We start from the raw sequence: 15,594 nt of genomic DNA on the forward strand, positions 1-15,594 counted from the left end.
CACTTCTGGATTTAGTAAAGCACACAAAGCTCACCTATTCAGTGCAGCAACGCAGCACTCTGTAGTGGCGTCGGATCCAGCTTGCATTGTCCAGCCAGGAAAACAACCTGTTCAGCCAGGCCCTCAGCATCATCCAGATATCGACGCTTGCGTTGGCGTTTGCGATGCCAGGGTCTGCGCAAGGTTTGAAATCGCTATTTCCTTGTCATGCAAATGGTACTGACTCGTGTGGACAGGTCGCCAAATTAAGGTGCGCCGGGATGTCAGCTTTCCGCCCACGGCGGGCGGGTATAAAAAACGCGCTCCTACCAACCCAATTAGTACCTCCAAAAGACTGGTGTGAGCAGCACCAGCACGGTCAAAATTTCCAGCCTTCCCAAGAGCATGCCGACCGTCAGCAGCCATTTTGCCGCATCCGGCAAGGTCGAGAAGTTGCCTGCTGGACCAATGATCGTCCCCAGTCCGGGACCCACGTTGCATACTGCGGTGGCTGCACCGCTTAAGGCCGTCGTCCAATCAAGACCGATCAGCGCCAACCCCAGGGCAATGCCACCGATGGTGATGGTGAAAAAGAATGAAAAGGTCAAGAGCGAGCGCGCGATGTCTTCGTCGATGGGATGGCCGTTGTATTTTTTTCGAATCACCGCACGAGGATGAATCAGTTGATTGAGGCTGCCCATCAGCAATGAGGAGGCGACCTGAAAGCGGAATATTTTAAGCCCTCCCGCCGTAGACCCAGAGCAGCCGCCGACGAAGGTCAAATAGAAAAACAGCAAAACAGAAAAGCTGCCCCATAAGGTGTAATCCCCGAGGGCTAAACCCGTGGTCGTGACCACCGAGGTTACATTGACAGCCACGATACGAAACGCTTCCCACCAGCTGTAATCACTGTTAAAGCACAACCACGTACCAAATAGCAGCCAGGTAATCACCAGAAACCCAATGAACCCTCGCACCTGATGGTCTTTTAATAATGCACGTCTGTTGCCCCGTAGTGTGGCGACATACAAGGTGAAAGGCAGGCTGCCGAGTATCATGACGACCACGGATACCCAATGAATAGCCGGTTGAGGCCAGTGCGCCAGGGAGGCATCCGAGGTTGAAAAGCCGCCCGTTGAAATAAATGACATCGCATGATTGATCGCTTCGAAAGGCGTCATGCCCGCTACCCATAGCGCCAGAGCGGACACCCCGGTCAGCCCGAGGTAAAGCACCAGAATATATTTCGCCGCGACGTGAGAGCGTGGTGTCACTTTCTCTGACCAGTCTGAAGATTCTGTCTGAAACAAACGCATGCCGCCGACTCGCAACAAAGGCAAAATCGCCACAGCCATGCCGATAAAACCAATTCCCCCGAGCCAGTGCAGCATCGAGCGCCAAATCAGTAATCCTGGTGACGCGTTATCCAGCCCCGTCAAAATCGTCGAGCCGGTGGTGGTGATGCCGGACATCGTTTCAAAAAATGCATCGGTATAGCTGATGTGATGGATGAGCACCATCGGCAAAGCCGCAAAGGCGCAGACGACAACCCAACTGGCCGTGGTCAACAGGTACATATCTCGTGGACGAAGTTGGGCAACCTCTGGACGCCCGCGAATAATCAGCGCCAGCCCACAGACGAACGTGATCAGGCTCGACCAGAGAAACGCCGACAGATCATCACTGCGGTCATAAACCACCAGTGTAAACATGGGAATCACCATGCTCACGGCCAACGTGATCAAAAAAATACCCAGGATAAATCCGATAAGCCGCAGCACTGCAATGGACATAAAAAACGCCTGGCTGATGAGCACCGCACAGTATCAATTGACTCAACATGGCTACCCGTAAAGTTTGCGTAAAATTCCCCGGTGGAGCTGAGTCAATCTGATCGGGGTGTAAAAACGTTTCGCCAAAATTGCAGTGTGCGCGTCTACGTTAAATCTGAAATTTATCGGCACATCAGCAGATGTGGATTTTGCGTAGACGCGCGATTTCCAGCCCGGTTTTGAGTACCTGTCGCGCTGAAAAATGTTTTTACACCGCCTCGGCCGAAAGCTGCCTCTGACTATCATGCTTGAGTGGGTCGCCTGTATCTCATAAATACGGGGCATCTGTGTCTATCGAAAGTAGTAGTGGATGGTTACGGTCCACTGACACTCCTTCATTGATGAGGCAACGATGGATCTAACGGCTGTTCCCTTTGGTACGACCGATTGGTCGACTGTCGAACCTGTTCAGTATGCTGGACAGACGGGTACCGCCTATTGGCGAACCTGCCAGTTTGGTTCAACGCGTGTGCGGATGGTTGAGTACAGTCCCGGGTATCTGGCCGATCACTGGTGCTGGAGAGGTCATATCCTGCTGTGTCTGGAAGGTGAGTTGCACACGGAGCTGGAGGATGGTCGTCAGTTCACGCTCACCGCCGGGATGAGCTATCAGGTGGGCAGCAACGCTGAGGGGCATCGATCTTTCAGCACCACCGGTGCCAAGTTGTTCGTCGTGGATTAACGCTGGGGTGCTTGGTTCGGGACTACGCTAAAGCCATGCGGATCGTCGATCAATGGTGACCCACTGTTCGCGCTGCGTCCGTCCCTGGAGCGTCCAATGCCGCCCATCACCACGCGCCTGGTGGCGCTGTTTGTTCTTTGCCTGACGCTTGACGTGCCAGCCCAGACCAGCGTCTGCCCAGCTGGCGAGACACAAGTGTGCCTTGACGGCTGCATCTGCCTGCCAGTGCCTGATGGCATCTACCAGGTCGCGGGACCTGCCCTGGCGCTGTGGCTGACCCAAGCCCGCGCTGACGCAGCCATCGCCGGCATCCAACCCATTCCACCGCATATCCGGGAACAACTGCTGCGCTGGTACGACCCCGGCGTTCTCGATAGTGCGCGCTACAAAGTGAGCGACAACGGCCAATTCAACGCGGCCACTGCCATGCTGCAAAACCCCGATGTCGGTGCCGTAACGCTGATCGACATCATCCTCTTTCGGGACGCTCAAACCGCAGAACAGGACATCGCGCTCTGGGCTCACGAATTAAAGCATGTGCAGCAATATCAGGAATGGGGGGTAGAAGGATTTGCCCAGCGGTATACACAGGATTTCAATGCCGTGGAGGCGCCGGCTTATGCCATACAGGCTGAGGTCAGGCGGTTGGTGCGGGAAGGGACTTACTGAAGAGTCACGACCCCCGCTGCTCGGCCACCAACAGCAACGACTGCGGCACAGGACTTTGCGGGTGCTGCGGTTCCTGCAGGACGGCCAGCTGAAAACCGGTCATGTCCAGCGCATTGAGCCAACTGGACAAGGAGCGGAAATACCACGGCATGGGTTGCCATTGCCCCTTGAATCCAGTGAAGGTCTCTTCCCGCCAACCATCCTGATAGTCGCCCGCCGCCGCGGTCCACGGATGCAGCGTCTGGATCACCAGCGCGCCGCCAGGGACGAGCAGGGCGTTCATGGCGGCGAGCAGCGGAATGATGTCCTGGTGCAGCAGGGCGAAGTTGGCGCAGATCAAGTCGTAGTCGCGGCCGATGTCCACCTTTGCCTCCACCAACGCTTCATAGCTCGCCAGATGCACCGGCGAAGAGCCCGCCGCCCGCGCCGCCTCAACCAGCGTCGCATCACCATCCACACCGACCGCCTTGATGCCCCGTTCACCCAACGTGCGCAACAGCCAGCCCTCGCCGCAGCCCAGGTCGAGCACGCGCTCGGGCTGGCGACCCAGCACCGCCAGCAGGATTGCCTGGTCGGTGACCTTGAGGCGACTTTCGATGGCGCCGGTGCGGATGGCTTCGATCCAGGATTGGGCGTTGTGGTGCCAGCTGTCGAGGAGGGTGGATTCAGGGGCGGGCATGTCGGTGACCGGCGTTGTTGGTTGGATAAAAGGATAGGACAAGTGCGGGTGGATCGAAAAATCCTTACCAGCCTTTCACTCCGCTCATATCGGGCAGTTTGTGAGCGATGCCCTTGTGGCAGTCGATACAGGTGGCCTCACCGTTGGCCAGAGAAGTTGAGTGCATGGCAGAAGCGCGCTTGCTCTGGCGGGTAAAATCCATGAACTCGAAGTTGTGGCAATTACGGCATTCGCGAGAGTCGTTGGCCTTGAGCCTTGCCCACTCATGTTCGGCCAATTCGCGACGCAGAGTGAGGAATTTGTCGCGCGTATCGATGGTGCCGAAAATCTTGCCCCACACCTCTTTTGAAGCCTGCATCTTACGCGCGATCTTGTGGGTCCATTCGTGGGGCACGTGGCAGTCCGGGCAACTGGCGCGCACGCCGGATCGGTTGGTGTAGTGGATCGTGTCCTTGAGCTCGACGAAAACGTTGTCCCGCATCTCATGACAGGAGATGCAGAATTTTTCGGTATTGCTCAGCTCCAGCGCGGTGTTGAAGCCACCCCAGAAAATGATCCCGGCGATAAAGCCCCCCAGTGTCAGAAAGCCCAGGCTGTAGTAGAGGCTCGGACGACGCAGAATGCCCCAGTAATCCTTAAGCAGGGCGAACAGTGCTTTCATCTTGCCTCCTCAGGGTTTCTGCGCGGCGTTGGCGTCGTCTTGCAATATCTTGTCGATCGTCTCGAAACTGTTGCCCACCAGGGGTTGCACTTCTGTTTGCGGCACGTGGCATTGGTTACAGAAGTACCGGCGCGGTGACACCGCCGCCAGCGCCTGGCCGTCGCGGTCCATGTAGTGGGTGATGCTGATCATCGTTGCCTGGGTCCGCGCGCTGTTGGCACGGCTGTGACAGGACAGGCACTTGTTGCCGTTTTGGTCGATCTGATAACCGCGAATGGTATGGGGGATGGTGGGAGGCTGGTCCGGGTAATTGCGTTCGCGCTTCAGGTCCTTGTTTTCTTCATTGGCAATGGGCGGGGCCGGCATGTTCTGGGTCAAGGTACCACCGGGCCGGCGCCCATCTGGCCCCGGTGCATCGAGGGGGTAATTGACTTCTGCAGCCATCACCACGCCAATCGCAGCGAGCAGGAGCAACGGCAGGATTCGCAAAGGCATGACGGTTCTCCTCAGGCCACGCTGATCAACTCGATTCGTATCGCGCATTTTTTGTAGTCGGTCTGCTTGGAGATCGGGTCGGTGGCATCGAGCGTGACTTTGTTGATCAGCTTGTTGGCATCGAAAAACGGCACGAACACCAGTCCTTGAGGCGGTTTGTTACGCCCGCGGGTCTCGATGCGTGCACGGATTTCACCGCGTCGGCTGATCAACTTCACCTCACTGCCACGCCGCGCCTTCAAGGCCTTTGCATCTTCGGGGTGCATGTAGACCAACGCGTCCGGCACCGCTTTGTACAGTTCCTCGACGCGTTGGGTCATGGTGCCGGTGTGCCAGTGTTCGAGGACGCGTCCGGTGCTCAGCCAGAACGGGTAATCGGCATCCGGGGCTTCGGCTGGCGGTTCGTAGGGGAGGGCGAAGATGATCGCCTTCTTGTCCGGGTAACCGTAGAACTGCACCTCGCTGCCTTTTTCCACGTAGGGGTCGAGCCCCTCGCGGTAACGCCAGCGGGTTTCCTTGCCGTCCACCACCGGCCAGCGCAGTCCTCGTTCGCTGTGGTAGCGGTCGAACGTGGCAAGGTCATGCCCGTGGCCGCGACCGAACTGGGCGTACTCCTCGAACAAACCTTTTTGCAGGTAGAAGCCAAACGCTTTGGCTTCATCATTTTTGTATCCGGCTTCCATTTGCTCGACCGGGAACTGGTCAACCTGGCCGTTCTTGTAAAGCACTTCAAACAGGGTTTTGCCCTTGTGCTCAGGAGACTTGGCCAGTAACTCGGCGGGCCAGGTTTCATCGGTGGTGAAGCGCTTGGAAAACTCCAGCAACTGCCACAGGTCCGACTTGGCGTCCCCCGGCGCGGTCACCAACTGATGCCAGAATTGCGTACGTCGTTCAGCGTTGCCAAAGGCGCCTTCCTTTTCCACCCACATGGCGCTGGGCAGGATCAGATCGGCGGCTTGCGCGGAAACGGTGGGGTAGACATCGGAGACAATCACGAAGTTTTCCGGGTTGCGCCAGCCCGGCAGGACTTCCTGCATGATGTTCGGCCCGGCGTGCATGTTGTTGCTGGCCTGGGTCCAGTAAACGTTGAGTACGCCGTCCTTGAGCATGCGGCTCTGTTCCACCGCGTGAAAACCAGGCTTCTCCTGAATGGTGCCGGCAGGCAGCTTCCAGATTTTTTCGGCGATGGCACGATGCTTGGGGTTGGTGACGACCAGATCGGCGGGCAAGCGGTGGGAGAAGGTCCCCACTTCGCGCGCCGTACCACAGGCCGACGGCTGACCGGTCAACGAGAAGGGGCTGTTGCCCGGCTCGCTGATTTTGCCGGTGAGCAAATGGATGTTGTAGATCAGGTTGTTGGCCCAGACACCGCGAGTGTGCTGGTTGAAACCCATGGTCCAGAACGACACGACCTTGCGCTTGGGGTCGGCATACAACTCGGCCAAAGCCTTGAGCCTTTCAGTCGGAACGCCTGTCTCCTTGGCAGTTTGTTCCAGCGTGTAAGGTTTGACGAACGCTGCGTATTGTTCGAAGGAAATGTCGGTCCAGGTGTTGGCCTTGCCGGCATTTTTTGCCTTCATTTCCCGAGGATCGTCAGGGCGCAGGCCGTATCCGATGTCGTCGGCACCTTTGGCAAATCGGGTGTGTTTAGTAATGAAATCCTGGTTCACCGCGCCGCTTTCAATGATGTGGTTGGCAATGTAGTTAAGGATCATCAGGTCGGTTTGCGGCTTGAACACCATGGGGATGTCGGCGAGCTCGAAACTGCGATGTTCGAAGGTCGACAGTACGGCCACTTTCACGTGAGGCTGGCTCAGGCGGCGGTCGGTGACCCGGCTCCAGAGCACCGGGTGCATCTCCGCCATGTTCGAGCCCCAGAGCACGAAAGCGTCGGTGGCTTCGATGTCGTCGTAGCACCCCATCGGCTCATCCATGCCAAAGGTGCGCATAAAACCCATCACCGCCGAGGCCATGCAATGGCGGGCGTTGGGGTCGATGTTATTGCTGCGAAAGCCTGCCTTCATCAGCTTGTTGGCGGCATAGCCTTCCCACACGGTCCATTGCCCGGAGCCGAACATGCCGACCGACCCGGGACCTTTGCTCTTCAAGGCCTCCTTGAATTTCAGCTCCATGATGTCGAAGGCCTTCTCCCAACTGATCGGCTGGAATTCGCCTTGCTTGTCGTACTGGCCATTCGTCATGCGCAAAAGCGGTTGGGTCAGGCGATCAACGCCGTACATGATCTTCGAAAGGAAATAGCCCTTCACGCAGTTCAGTCCCCGGTTGACCTCGGCCTTGACGTCGCCGTGGGTGGCGACCACCCGGTTGTCCTTGGTCGCGACCATCACGCTGCACCCGGTGCCGCAGAAACGGCAGGGCGCCTTGTTCCAGTCCAGGGTGACCATGTCCGCTTCGGTCACCAGATTACTGGCGTCGGTAATAATCGGCAGGCCAGCAGCGGCGGCTGCAATGGCGGCGGCCTGGGCCTTGACGAACGCTCGGCGCGACATGCTCATTCGATATCTCCTTCGGGTTCGAGGAGTTCGTGATAGATCAACGCCGCGTTAAGTACGCCGGGCAAGTTGTTGATCTGTTCGATGCGTTGAAGGATCTGGCTTTCGTGTACGGCCTCAAGGACCACCACCAGTTTTCCCGCCGCACTTTCCTGATGCAGTTCCAAGCCGTCCAACAGACGCAAGTTGGCTTTAACGGCATCGAACAACTCAGGTCGGGCAAGTACGACAAGACTGGCAATATGCAAAGCTTCGTCCATGCGCTGGCTCCAATAGGCTTTCAGAAAAGGCTATTAGTTAGTTGGGTGGTCCCGGTGGGCCGTACAGCATCTGGAAAAACCAGACGATAAAACCGTAACCGCCGACGATAGCGACCGACAGCAGCGGAAAGAGGCAGACGACAAGAAAGAGAAACAGCCGGGTTTCCTTGCGGCGCTGAGGTTTTCGTTCTTCAGCCAATGACATGAGTAATCTCCTGCCGAACGTGCAGTCAGACTAGATCACGAAGTTTTCGCAGGTTTTCTGGCGGGGGTTTTACAGACCGACGGTTGTTAACCCGTGCTCCGGTGTCGCAACGGGTTATAACGATTTCAATCATTACTTCGTTTAGTTACCAAACTTTCAAATCGACCGTTGATTCACACGCTGGGTCAGTTCTTCCGCTGACTCTTTGCGTTCGGAGTAGCGGTCAACCAGATCCGGGCGCTCGCGCAGCAGCAACGTGAACTTCACCAGTTCTTCCATGACGTCGACCACCCGGTCATAGAGCGAGGACGGTTTCATGCGGTTGCCTTCGTCAAACTCCAGATAAGCCTTCGGCACGGACGATTGATTAGGGATCGTGAACATCCGCATCCAGCGCCCCAGCACGCGAAGCTGATTCACCACGTTAAAGGATTGGGAACCGCCACTGACCTGCATGACGGCGAGCGTTTTCCCTTGGGTCGGGCGAACGGCGCCCAGGGCCAGCGGCACCCAGTCAATCTGCGCCTTGAATACGGCAGACATGGAGCCGTGGCGCTCGGGTGAGCACCAGACCTGTCCTTCAGACCATTGCATCAGCTCAAGCAACTCCTGAACTTTCGGGTGATCGCCGGGTGCGTCATCCGGTAGCGGTAGTCCCGATGGATTGAAGATCCGCGTCTCTGCACCGAAGTGTTCGAGCAGACGGGCTGCTTCTTCGACCAGCAGACGGCTGAACGACCGTGCTCGGGTCGACCCGTACAGCAGCAGGATTCGTGGCTTGTGTTGGCCGTCGTCACTGGCAATGGGCTGAATCAATGACGCGTCGAGATTAGGCAGTGGGTTGGTCATGGGGGCTCCCGTTACAGCGTGCTGATGCGGTCGAGTTCGCGCTTCAGAGCATCGCGATCAAGTTGGGCGAAGGGCAGGGCGAGGAACGCCCGGCAGCGTGTTTCGATGCGCGCAAGCGTCGAGTGGAATGCAGCGGCGGCGACCGTCTCATCACCCTTCACCTCTGATGGATCTTCCAGCCCCCAGTGGGCCTTGAGGGCCGGTCCGAAGTAGACCGGGCACGCCTCACCGGCGGCCTTGTCGCAGACGGTGATGACAATGTCCGGCGGGTTGGCCTCGAAGGCGTCGTTGCCTTTGCTGCTTAACCCGTCGATCGCAATCCCGGCCTCTTGCAACGTGGTCAGGCTGCGCGGCAGAACCTGTCCTTTGGGGAAGCTGCCGGCGCTGATCGCCTGGAAGCCTTGCGGTGCGAGATGATTGAACATCGCTTCGGACAGAATGCTGCGACAGCTATTGGCGGTACACATGAACAGAACGCGCATGGCGACTCCTCTTTCCAGACGGGCAGGGGCTAAACGCCCAGGCGCAAGGCCAGGGCAGATAAGGTGATGAACAGAATCGGCAGCGTCAGAACGACACCCACCTTGAAGTAGTAACCCCAGGTGATGCGGATGCCCTTGCGCTCCAGAACATGCAGCCAGAGCAGTGTTGCCAGGCTACCGATAGGCGTGATTTTCGGGCCCAGATCAGAGCCGATGACATTGGCGTAGATCATGGCCTCACGCACCACGCCGGTGGCGTCACTGGCCTGGATCGACAGCGCACCCACCAACACCGTCGGCATGTTGTTCATGCCGGATGACAGCAACGCCGTGAGAAAACCGGTCCCCAACGCGGCGCCCCAGATGCCGAATTCGGCAAAGTAGTTCAGGGCCACTGTCAGATAGGTTGTCAGGCCAGCGTTTTTCAGCCCATAAACCACCAGGTACATGCCCAGCGAAAAGGTCACGACCTGCCATGGCGCTTCGCGCAACACACGTCGGGTTGAAATCACATGCCCACGCGCCGCAACGGCGAACAGCATCGCGGCGCAGACAGCCGCAATGACACTGATCGGAATGCCCAGTGGCTCCAGCGCAAACAGCCCAATCAGCAGCAAACCCAGGACAATCCAGCCGACGCGAAACGTCAGCGGGTCTCGCACGGCACGTCGTGGATCTTGTAGATCATCCAGTGAATAGCGTTCGGGTATGTCACGACGGAAAAACCAATACAGCACCCCGAGAGTGGAGCCCACGGCAACGAAATTGACCGGGACCATGACCGAAGCGTACTCGCTGAAACCCAGGCCGAAGTAGTCGGCTGAAACGATATTGACGAGATTCGACACCACCAGGGGCAGGCTGGCGGTGTCGGCAATGAAGCCCGCCGCCATGACAAACGCCAGGGTGGACGCTGGCGAAAAGCGTAATGCGAGCAGTATTGAAATAACGATGGGGGTCAGTATCAGCGCCGCACCGTCATTGGCAAACAGGGCGGAAACGGCTGCGCCCAGTAACACCGTGAAAGCGAACAGGCGACGACCATCGCCCTTGGCCCAGCGTGCCACATGCAGGGCGGCCCACTGAAAGAAGCCTGCCTCATCAAGCAACAAGCTAATGATGATGACCGCGATAAACGTAGCGGTGGCGTTCCAGACAATGCCCCACACCAGTGGAATATCGTCCAGCGTCACGACACCTGCAATCAGTGCCAGAACAGCCCCCAAGGAGGCGCTCCAGCCGACACCCAATCCCTTGGGCTGCCAAATGACCAACACAATGGTGACGAGAAAAATGGCGAACGCAGTAAACATGAGCAGTCTCGACGGGTGATGGGTCAGCAGCAGGCGGCAGTGTTGATAGGGCGGTCACCCATCGTTTTGAGTCGAGTGTTGTTTTCCTCAAGCCAGTCGGCGTTGGCGTCCAGGGTTGTCTCAAGAATGGTGCGAACCCACTTTGGCAGTTCAGGGTTGAGCCGGTAGTACACCCACTGACCCTGGCGGCGGTCCAGCAGCAGGCCACATGCCCGAAGTTGCGCGAGGTGGCGGGAGATTTTCGGCTGACTGTCGTTTAGGGCGCAGACCAGTTCGCAGACGCATAACTCTCCCTCACGGGTGATCAGTAAGGTGGCCCGTGTGCGAGTTTCGTCGGACAGGCATTTGAATACGGCAGAAGGGTTCAGCATGGAGGCGTCTTCAATACATGTGGTTATCCGAATATACGGTTATCCATATGTGTCGAGCAAGTCAAAATCAGATCGACGTCGATAAGACGACCTGTCGGACGTGACTTTGCACAGGGGATTGAATCAGTGAATGGCTGCTCATCTTGAAAATGCAATTGCAAATTTGTATCATTCGTTTTCAATTCAGCGAAGCAGGGAACGCCGCGCCAAAACAATAATAAGGTCAAGGCAATGCTCAAAATGCTTCTCGTGTACGGTCATCTGCTCGCTACGTGTATTGCCCTGGGGAGGGTGTTGCAGGCGGATCACAAACTTTGGAGTTGGCGCAAGGAAATACTGGACCAGGCGAGGCTTGAGTACCTTGATGAAACTCAGAGGATCGTCAGCCTCGCACTGCTGGCCCTTTGGGCAAGCGGACTGTTGCTGGTGCTTGAGGGGTATCTCAATGAAGGCGACGCCTATCTGCTCAATCAGAAACTCTGGGCCAAGGTAACGGTCGTCGCGCTGCTTAGCTTCAACGGTGCATTGTTGCATCGAGTCGGCTTCCCGTTGCTGCAAAAGGCTCCATTCGTCGCACTGCGCAGTGCAGGCCGCACACGGCTCGCCTTGTTGGGTGCGCTTTCCATGAGCGGTTGGCTATTCGCCGCTTTCCTGGGGGTGGCTCGAGCCTGGAACCACGTGTTGCCTTATCTACATGTGATGGGCGCATTCGCCGCATTCTCGTTACTGGCTTGTTGCGTGGCACTTGCAGTCGCCGGTAGGGCGGGCAGTGTCGGTGCGCAAAAATCCTCCGTACCGGGGTAGCTATCAATAATGGGCAGCCGGTAGCCTGGAGTTTGTCGAGCCATTGTGGTTGACCGTGAATCGAACGGTCCGCTTCACTGCCGCCCTTTTAATTTTTGCACTCCGCCAACACCACTTTGCAGGTATTGGGCGTGCCACCGGATCGGCCGGCATAGCGTATGCAATTATTCAGGGATTTTTTGCGGGCCATGTTCAAGGTGGAGCCCCAAGCCAGGCCGCCCTCGCCGACAGTGGGTAGCGCTTTTGCATAGCAGCTGTCGCCTAGGCTTGAAGCCGAATAGCTAGCCGTCGCAGCTTTGCCTGCACATCCCGCTGCCAGCGCCAGGTTGATGGCGAGCAGGGAGAGCAGGATCCATGACGAGCACTGGCGCGCTGTTTTTCCGGTCATCCCGTTTCCCCTGTATCAAGAGGCTGGAGGCATGTTTGTGGTCGTTCACTATTCAGATTAGACGGTGTTGCGCCTGCCCTTGGGGCATTCTTGCTGTGCTGCCAGTCACCAGAATTCTCCCGCAACAACAGCGCTCGCTGGACGCCATAACCGCGCCTATGGCATCGTCGAAAAAATACGCCATGTAGTAAACAGGATAAAAACAATGGAGGAGGGTGATGAGGTCGGCGCCAAGGCGTCGATGGCCACGCTGACAGCGTTCAATCGTTGCGTGTTGCACCTGGGGCGGCTTGCTCGAGACCGCGGCGCCTCCCAATTCATCGCCGACGGCCTGCAGGCCTTCCGCCAACTGGTGCCCTTCGCTTCGGCATGGTGGGGCGAGATGTCGACGTCAGACGCCAGTACTCCCCCTCAAAGCTGGATGCACGGGCGGATCGATCTGCCCGAGTCGTTTGCCGTCGAATGGCACAAAGTGGCGGTCAGCGACAGATTTTCCCAGGAAACCTTAAGTCAACCCGGGGAAGTGGTGCGCGACAGTGGGTTCACCGACCCCTGTGAGGAGGTGAACGACTTCGCACGGCGTCACGACCTCTACCACCTGATGTGCATCACGTTCGAGCTCCCTGAAAGCGGCTTGATGTTCTTCGTCTGTCTCTACCGTGGCCTTCATGCACCGGCTTTCAATGACAGCGAGGACGGGTTGTTCTCGGCGTTCTGCGACCATCTGTTGCAGTTGTGGCGCTTTCAGGTGCAGGACATGATTCGCTGCGACACGGGCAACGGGGCGAGTGACTTCGGGGTCGCGCGGATGGACGGCAGTCTGCTGTATGTCGGCGCAAGTCTGTGCGCCGCCATTCAGCGCGAGTTGCCCGGCTGGAGTGGCTCAATGCTTCCCGTTGATGTCATCGCGCAACTGCAAAAAGCGCCGTGTGTGATTCGCCTGGGTCGCACTGCAATGACACTTAGCCCCAACGCCGAGCACGTCATCCTGTCACTCGAATCACAGTCACGCGGGGCGGTGCTGGCGCCACGCGAGCGCACGGCCGCGATGCTGTTCGCCGCCGGCCATTCCTATAAGGAAATTGCCAAAATCCTTGCACTGAGTCCGGCCACAGTGCGTACCTATCTGCGCAACTGCTACTTGCAGCTCGGCGTGAAGAGCAAAGTGGAGCTGGGTTCAGCCCTGCGTTCGCCGACTTCGCTTGCGGAAACTGCACGTCGTAATTAAGCGCAGCACCTTAAGCCACCACGCAGTCCTTGTAGCAGCTGGCGAAGCCTGCGTCCGGCTGCGCAGCAGTCGTAAACCCTGAGTGCGCGGTGAGTCTGGTGCACCGCATAGTCTGACTTCACGACTGCTACGCAGCCTTCGGCAGCTGCTACAAAGTATGCGTTGCTGCTCAACTGACCGATATTTGCCTTACCCCTCCTCATTTGTGGAGGTCCATCCGACCGCCGCGCTCTATAGGGTATGCCCTGCATATCAGGGGCTTGCGGCCGTCCGTTCGGGCCACTTCCAAAACTATAAAAATAGAGGTGAGGCAGTTGAAATTTTCCAGGCTATTTATCGCCGTTGCCGCGACAACGGCATTTTCCTGCGTGGCGCTGGTGGGGTGTCAGACACACGCTTCGACAGGCGCCGACATGGTCATGCGCAACGGCTATGTCTACACCGTCGACGGCAAGAATTCCGTGCAGCAGGCGATCGCCGTCACGGGCGGGAAGATCGTTTATGTCGGCAGCGATGCAGGGGTTGCCTCGTACATCGGCACGCAGACGCAGCTGATCGATCTGGCCGGCCGCATGCTGATGCCGGGCTTCGTTGATGCGCACATGCATCCGGGGGATGGCGGCCGCGCCATGACCTTGTGCGACCTGAAATACCAGACGATGACCCGCAAGGCTTTCCAGGAAACCATTCAGGCGTGCCTGGATGCCGACAAGGACAAAGGCCCCGATGTCTGGCTCGAAGTGGGCAGCTGGGATCGCATTGGCATGACCGGACTCGACGGCGACCCCGATAAGTCGACGCTGGACGCACTCAAGACCAACCGTCCGATTCAAGTCCGCTCCACCGACTTCCATACGGTGCTGACCAACTCCCGCGGCTTGGCGGTTGCCGGTATCAACAAGCACACGGCCAATCCCGGTGACGGCAAGTACATGCGCGACAGCGCCGGCAACCCGAACGGCATCTGCGAAGACGGAGCCGCCGAAGCCATGGCCGCCGTGGTGCCGCCCGCCACCGACGCAGAGAAACTCAATCAGACCCGCGCGGCGCTCGACGCCATGCGCCAGCAAGGCATCACCAGTTTCTTCGATGCCTTGTCGGGGCCGGAAAACGGCAAAGCGTTTACCACCCTGCAGCAGTCGGGTGAGCTGACGGCCCGGGCCTTGTTGGCGATCAAACTCGACCCTGCGGCTGCCACGGCGGACCCGGCGAAGACCATCGCCGAAGCCAAGGCGCTGGCTGATACCTACGATCAGGGCGAAGCAAAAGTAGCGCCGGGCGTGAGCATGCGCCACGTCAAATTGTTCATGGACGGCATCATCAACGCGCCGGCGGACACGGGTGCCATGTTGACGCCGTACCTGCGCAATGCCGGCACCGATACGGCGCCGAAGTGGACTCCCGGTAAAAACACAGGTGAGCTTTACTTCCCGCCGCAAGTACTCAACCCACTGCTGCTGAAAGCCGTTCAGGTCGGCCTCGATCCGCACCTTCACGCCACCGGAGACCGCGCGGTGCGCGACTCACTGAACGGCATCGAATACGTGCGCCAGCAACTGCCCGGCAATGGCTTCCGCCCGGCCATTACTCACAACGAGTCGGTGGACCCTGCCGACTATGCGCGCTTCAAGGCGCTCGACGTGACCGCCAACATGTCCTTCCAGTGGGCTCAGCAGGCACCGTCTACGGTTGACGGCACCAACGAGCATCTGGGGGCGGCGCGATTTGCCCGCATGGAACCCTCCGGCAGCATCGCTCGTGCCGGCGGCCGTGTGGCGTATGGCAGCGACTGGCCGGTCGACCCGCTCGACGAGTTCCTGGCGCTGAAGATCGGTGTCACCCGCTCAGGCGATCCGCTGAACCCGCACAGCTACGGCCCCAAGTATGCGGGCAGGCTGAATACCGACCCGGCGCTGTCGCGCACTGAAGTGCTGCGCACCATCACCATGAACGCCGCCGAGCAGCTGAAACTGGACGCTGTTGTCGGCTCGGTCGAGGTGGGCAAGTTTGCGGACCTGATCGTTCTGGACAAGAACTTCATGCAGGTGCCCGAGGAGGAGTTGGCTCGAAACAACGTGCTGCTGACGGTCGTGGGCGGCCAGGTCGTGTGGGCCAAGGCGCCGTTCGTTGGCCTTGATCCGAAGGCATTGTCCCAGGCATCAGCCTCCCGTCCTGCCCAATAAA

Annotated in this window: 17 protein-coding genes; 5 read left to right on the top strand and 12 right to left on the bottom strand. The window is 58.3% G+C overall.

All coding sequences use genetic code 11. The features are described from left to right. Nucleotides 1-317 precede the first annotated feature (317 nt). Nucleotides 318-1,772: a TrkH family potassium uptake protein gene (locus CKW16_RS14895; protein ID WP_095129032.1), complete on the bottom strand. Its 1,455-nt coding sequence runs from the start codon at nt 1,770-1,772 to the stop codon at nt 318-320. A gap of 391 nt (nt 1,773-2,163) precedes the next feature. Here CKW16_RS14895 and CKW16_RS14900 point away from each other — a divergent pair, with 391 nt between their 5' ends. After that, on the top strand, nt 2,164-2,493 hold the full coding sequence (locus tag CKW16_RS14900) for a DHCW motif cupin fold protein (RefSeq protein ID WP_056744797.1): 330 nt from the start codon (nt 2,164-2,166) through the stop codon (nt 2,491-2,493). Nucleotides 2,494-2,589: 96 nt separating this feature from the next. Continuing rightward, nucleotides 2,590-3,162: a DUF4157 domain-containing protein gene (locus tag CKW16_RS14905; protein WP_095129033.1), complete on the top strand. Its 573-nt coding sequence runs from the start codon at nt 2,590-2,592 to the stop codon at nt 3,160-3,162. 4 nt (nt 3,163-3,166) lie between these two features. Here the strand turns inward: CKW16_RS14905 and CKW16_RS14910 are convergent, their stop codons facing one another. The 10 genes from CKW16_RS14910 to CKW16_RS14955 form a co-directional block, all read right to left on the bottom strand. Further along, the gene (locus CKW16_RS14910) at nt 3,167-3,841 is read right to left on the bottom strand and encodes a bifunctional 2-polyprenyl-6-hydroxyphenol methylase/3-demethylubiquinol 3-O-methyltransferase UbiG (protein WP_095129034.1); all 675 of its coding nucleotides are present in this window, start codon (nt 3,839-3,841) and stop codon (nt 3,167-3,169) included. A gap of 64 nt (nt 3,842-3,905) precedes the next feature. Next, nucleotides 3,906-4,502 carry a cytochrome c3 family protein gene (locus CKW16_RS14915; protein WP_033059988.1) on the bottom strand — a complete coding sequence of 199 codons (597 nt, stop codon included), beginning with the start codon at nt 4,500-4,502 and terminating at the stop codon, nt 3,906-3,908. 9 nt (nt 4,503-4,511) lie between these two features. Continuing rightward, on the bottom strand, nt 4,512-4,997 hold the full coding sequence (locus CKW16_RS14920) for a nitrate reductase cytochrome c-type subunit (RefSeq protein ID WP_095129035.1): 486 nt from the start codon (nt 4,995-4,997) through the stop codon (nt 4,512-4,514). An 11-nt stretch (nt 4,998-5,008) separates the two neighbouring features. After that, a complete protein-coding gene (gene napA / locus CKW16_RS14925; RefSeq protein WP_095129036.1) occupies nt 5,009-7,513 on the bottom strand; it encodes a nitrate reductase catalytic subunit NapA in 2,505 nt (834 codons plus the stop codon). Further along, nucleotides 7,510-7,770, bottom strand: a complete 261-nt coding sequence (locus tag CKW16_RS14930; protein ID WP_033059994.1) for a chaperone NapD — start codon at nt 7,768-7,770, stop codon at nt 7,510-7,512. Before CKW16_RS14930 ends, napA begins: the two co-directional genes overlap by 4 nt. Before the next feature lie 37 nt (nt 7,771-7,807). Beyond that, complete coding sequence (gene napE / locus CKW16_RS14935) at nt 7,808-7,975, bottom strand: periplasmic nitrate reductase, NapE protein (RefSeq protein WP_033059995.1); 168 nt, start codon at nt 7,973-7,975, stop codon at nt 7,808-7,810. 156 nt (nt 7,976-8,131) lie between these two features. Then, on the bottom strand, nt 8,132-8,824 hold the full coding sequence (gene arsH / locus CKW16_RS14940; protein WP_095129037.1) for an arsenical resistance protein ArsH: 693 nt from the start codon (nt 8,822-8,824) through the stop codon (nt 8,132-8,134). Nucleotides 8,825-8,835: 11 nt separating this feature from the next. After that, nucleotides 8,836-9,306, bottom strand: a complete 471-nt coding sequence (locus CKW16_RS14945) for an arsenate reductase ArsC (protein WP_095129038.1) — start codon at nt 9,304-9,306, stop codon at nt 8,836-8,838. Between the two features lie 29 nt (nt 9,307-9,335). After that, on the bottom strand, nt 9,336-10,619 hold the full coding sequence (locus CKW16_RS14950) for an arsenic transporter (protein WP_095129039.1): 1,284 nt from the start codon (nt 10,617-10,619) through the stop codon (nt 9,336-9,338). A gap of 23 nt (nt 10,620-10,642) precedes the next feature. Then, the gene (locus CKW16_RS14955; protein WP_095129040.1) at nt 10,643-10,990 is read right to left on the bottom strand and encodes a metalloregulator ArsR/SmtB family transcription factor; all 348 of its coding nucleotides are present in this window, start codon (nt 10,988-10,990) and stop codon (nt 10,643-10,645) included. Nucleotides 10,991-11,221: 231 nt separating this feature from the next. Between CKW16_RS14955 and CKW16_RS14960 the strand changes: the two genes are divergently transcribed. Continuing rightward, nucleotides 11,222-11,794, top strand: a complete 573-nt coding sequence (locus CKW16_RS14960) for a hypothetical protein (protein ID WP_095129041.1) — start codon at nt 11,222-11,224, stop codon at nt 11,792-11,794. Nucleotides 11,795-11,882: 88 nt separating this feature from the next. Here CKW16_RS14960 and CKW16_RS14965 read toward each other — a convergent pair whose 3' ends face one another. After that, nucleotides 11,883-12,182, bottom strand: coding sequence for a hypothetical protein (locus CKW16_RS14965; protein ID WP_095129042.1), 300 nt, complete (start codon nt 12,180-12,182; stop codon nt 11,883-11,885). 205 nt (nt 12,183-12,387) lie between these two features. Here CKW16_RS14965 and CKW16_RS14970 point away from each other — a divergent pair, with 205 nt between their 5' ends. Together CKW16_RS14970 and CKW16_RS14975 are read left to right on the top strand one after the other, a co-directional pair. Then, nucleotides 12,388-13,410 (top strand): helix-turn-helix transcriptional regulator, encoded by a 1,023-nt coding sequence (locus CKW16_RS14970; protein ID WP_095129043.1) that lies wholly within the window; start codon nt 12,388-12,390, stop codon nt 13,408-13,410. Between the two features lie 314 nt (nt 13,411-13,724). Continuing rightward, on the top strand, nt 13,725-15,593 hold the full coding sequence (locus CKW16_RS14975) for an amidohydrolase (RefSeq protein WP_095129044.1): 1,869 nt from the start codon (nt 13,725-13,727) through the stop codon (nt 15,591-15,593). Nucleotide 15,594: the final 1 nt, after the last annotated feature.

This window comes from Pseudomonas sp. Irchel s3h14 (assembly GCF_900187425.1).
Classification (GTDB): Bacteria; Pseudomonadota; Gammaproteobacteria; order Pseudomonadales; family Pseudomonadaceae; genus Aquipseudomonas.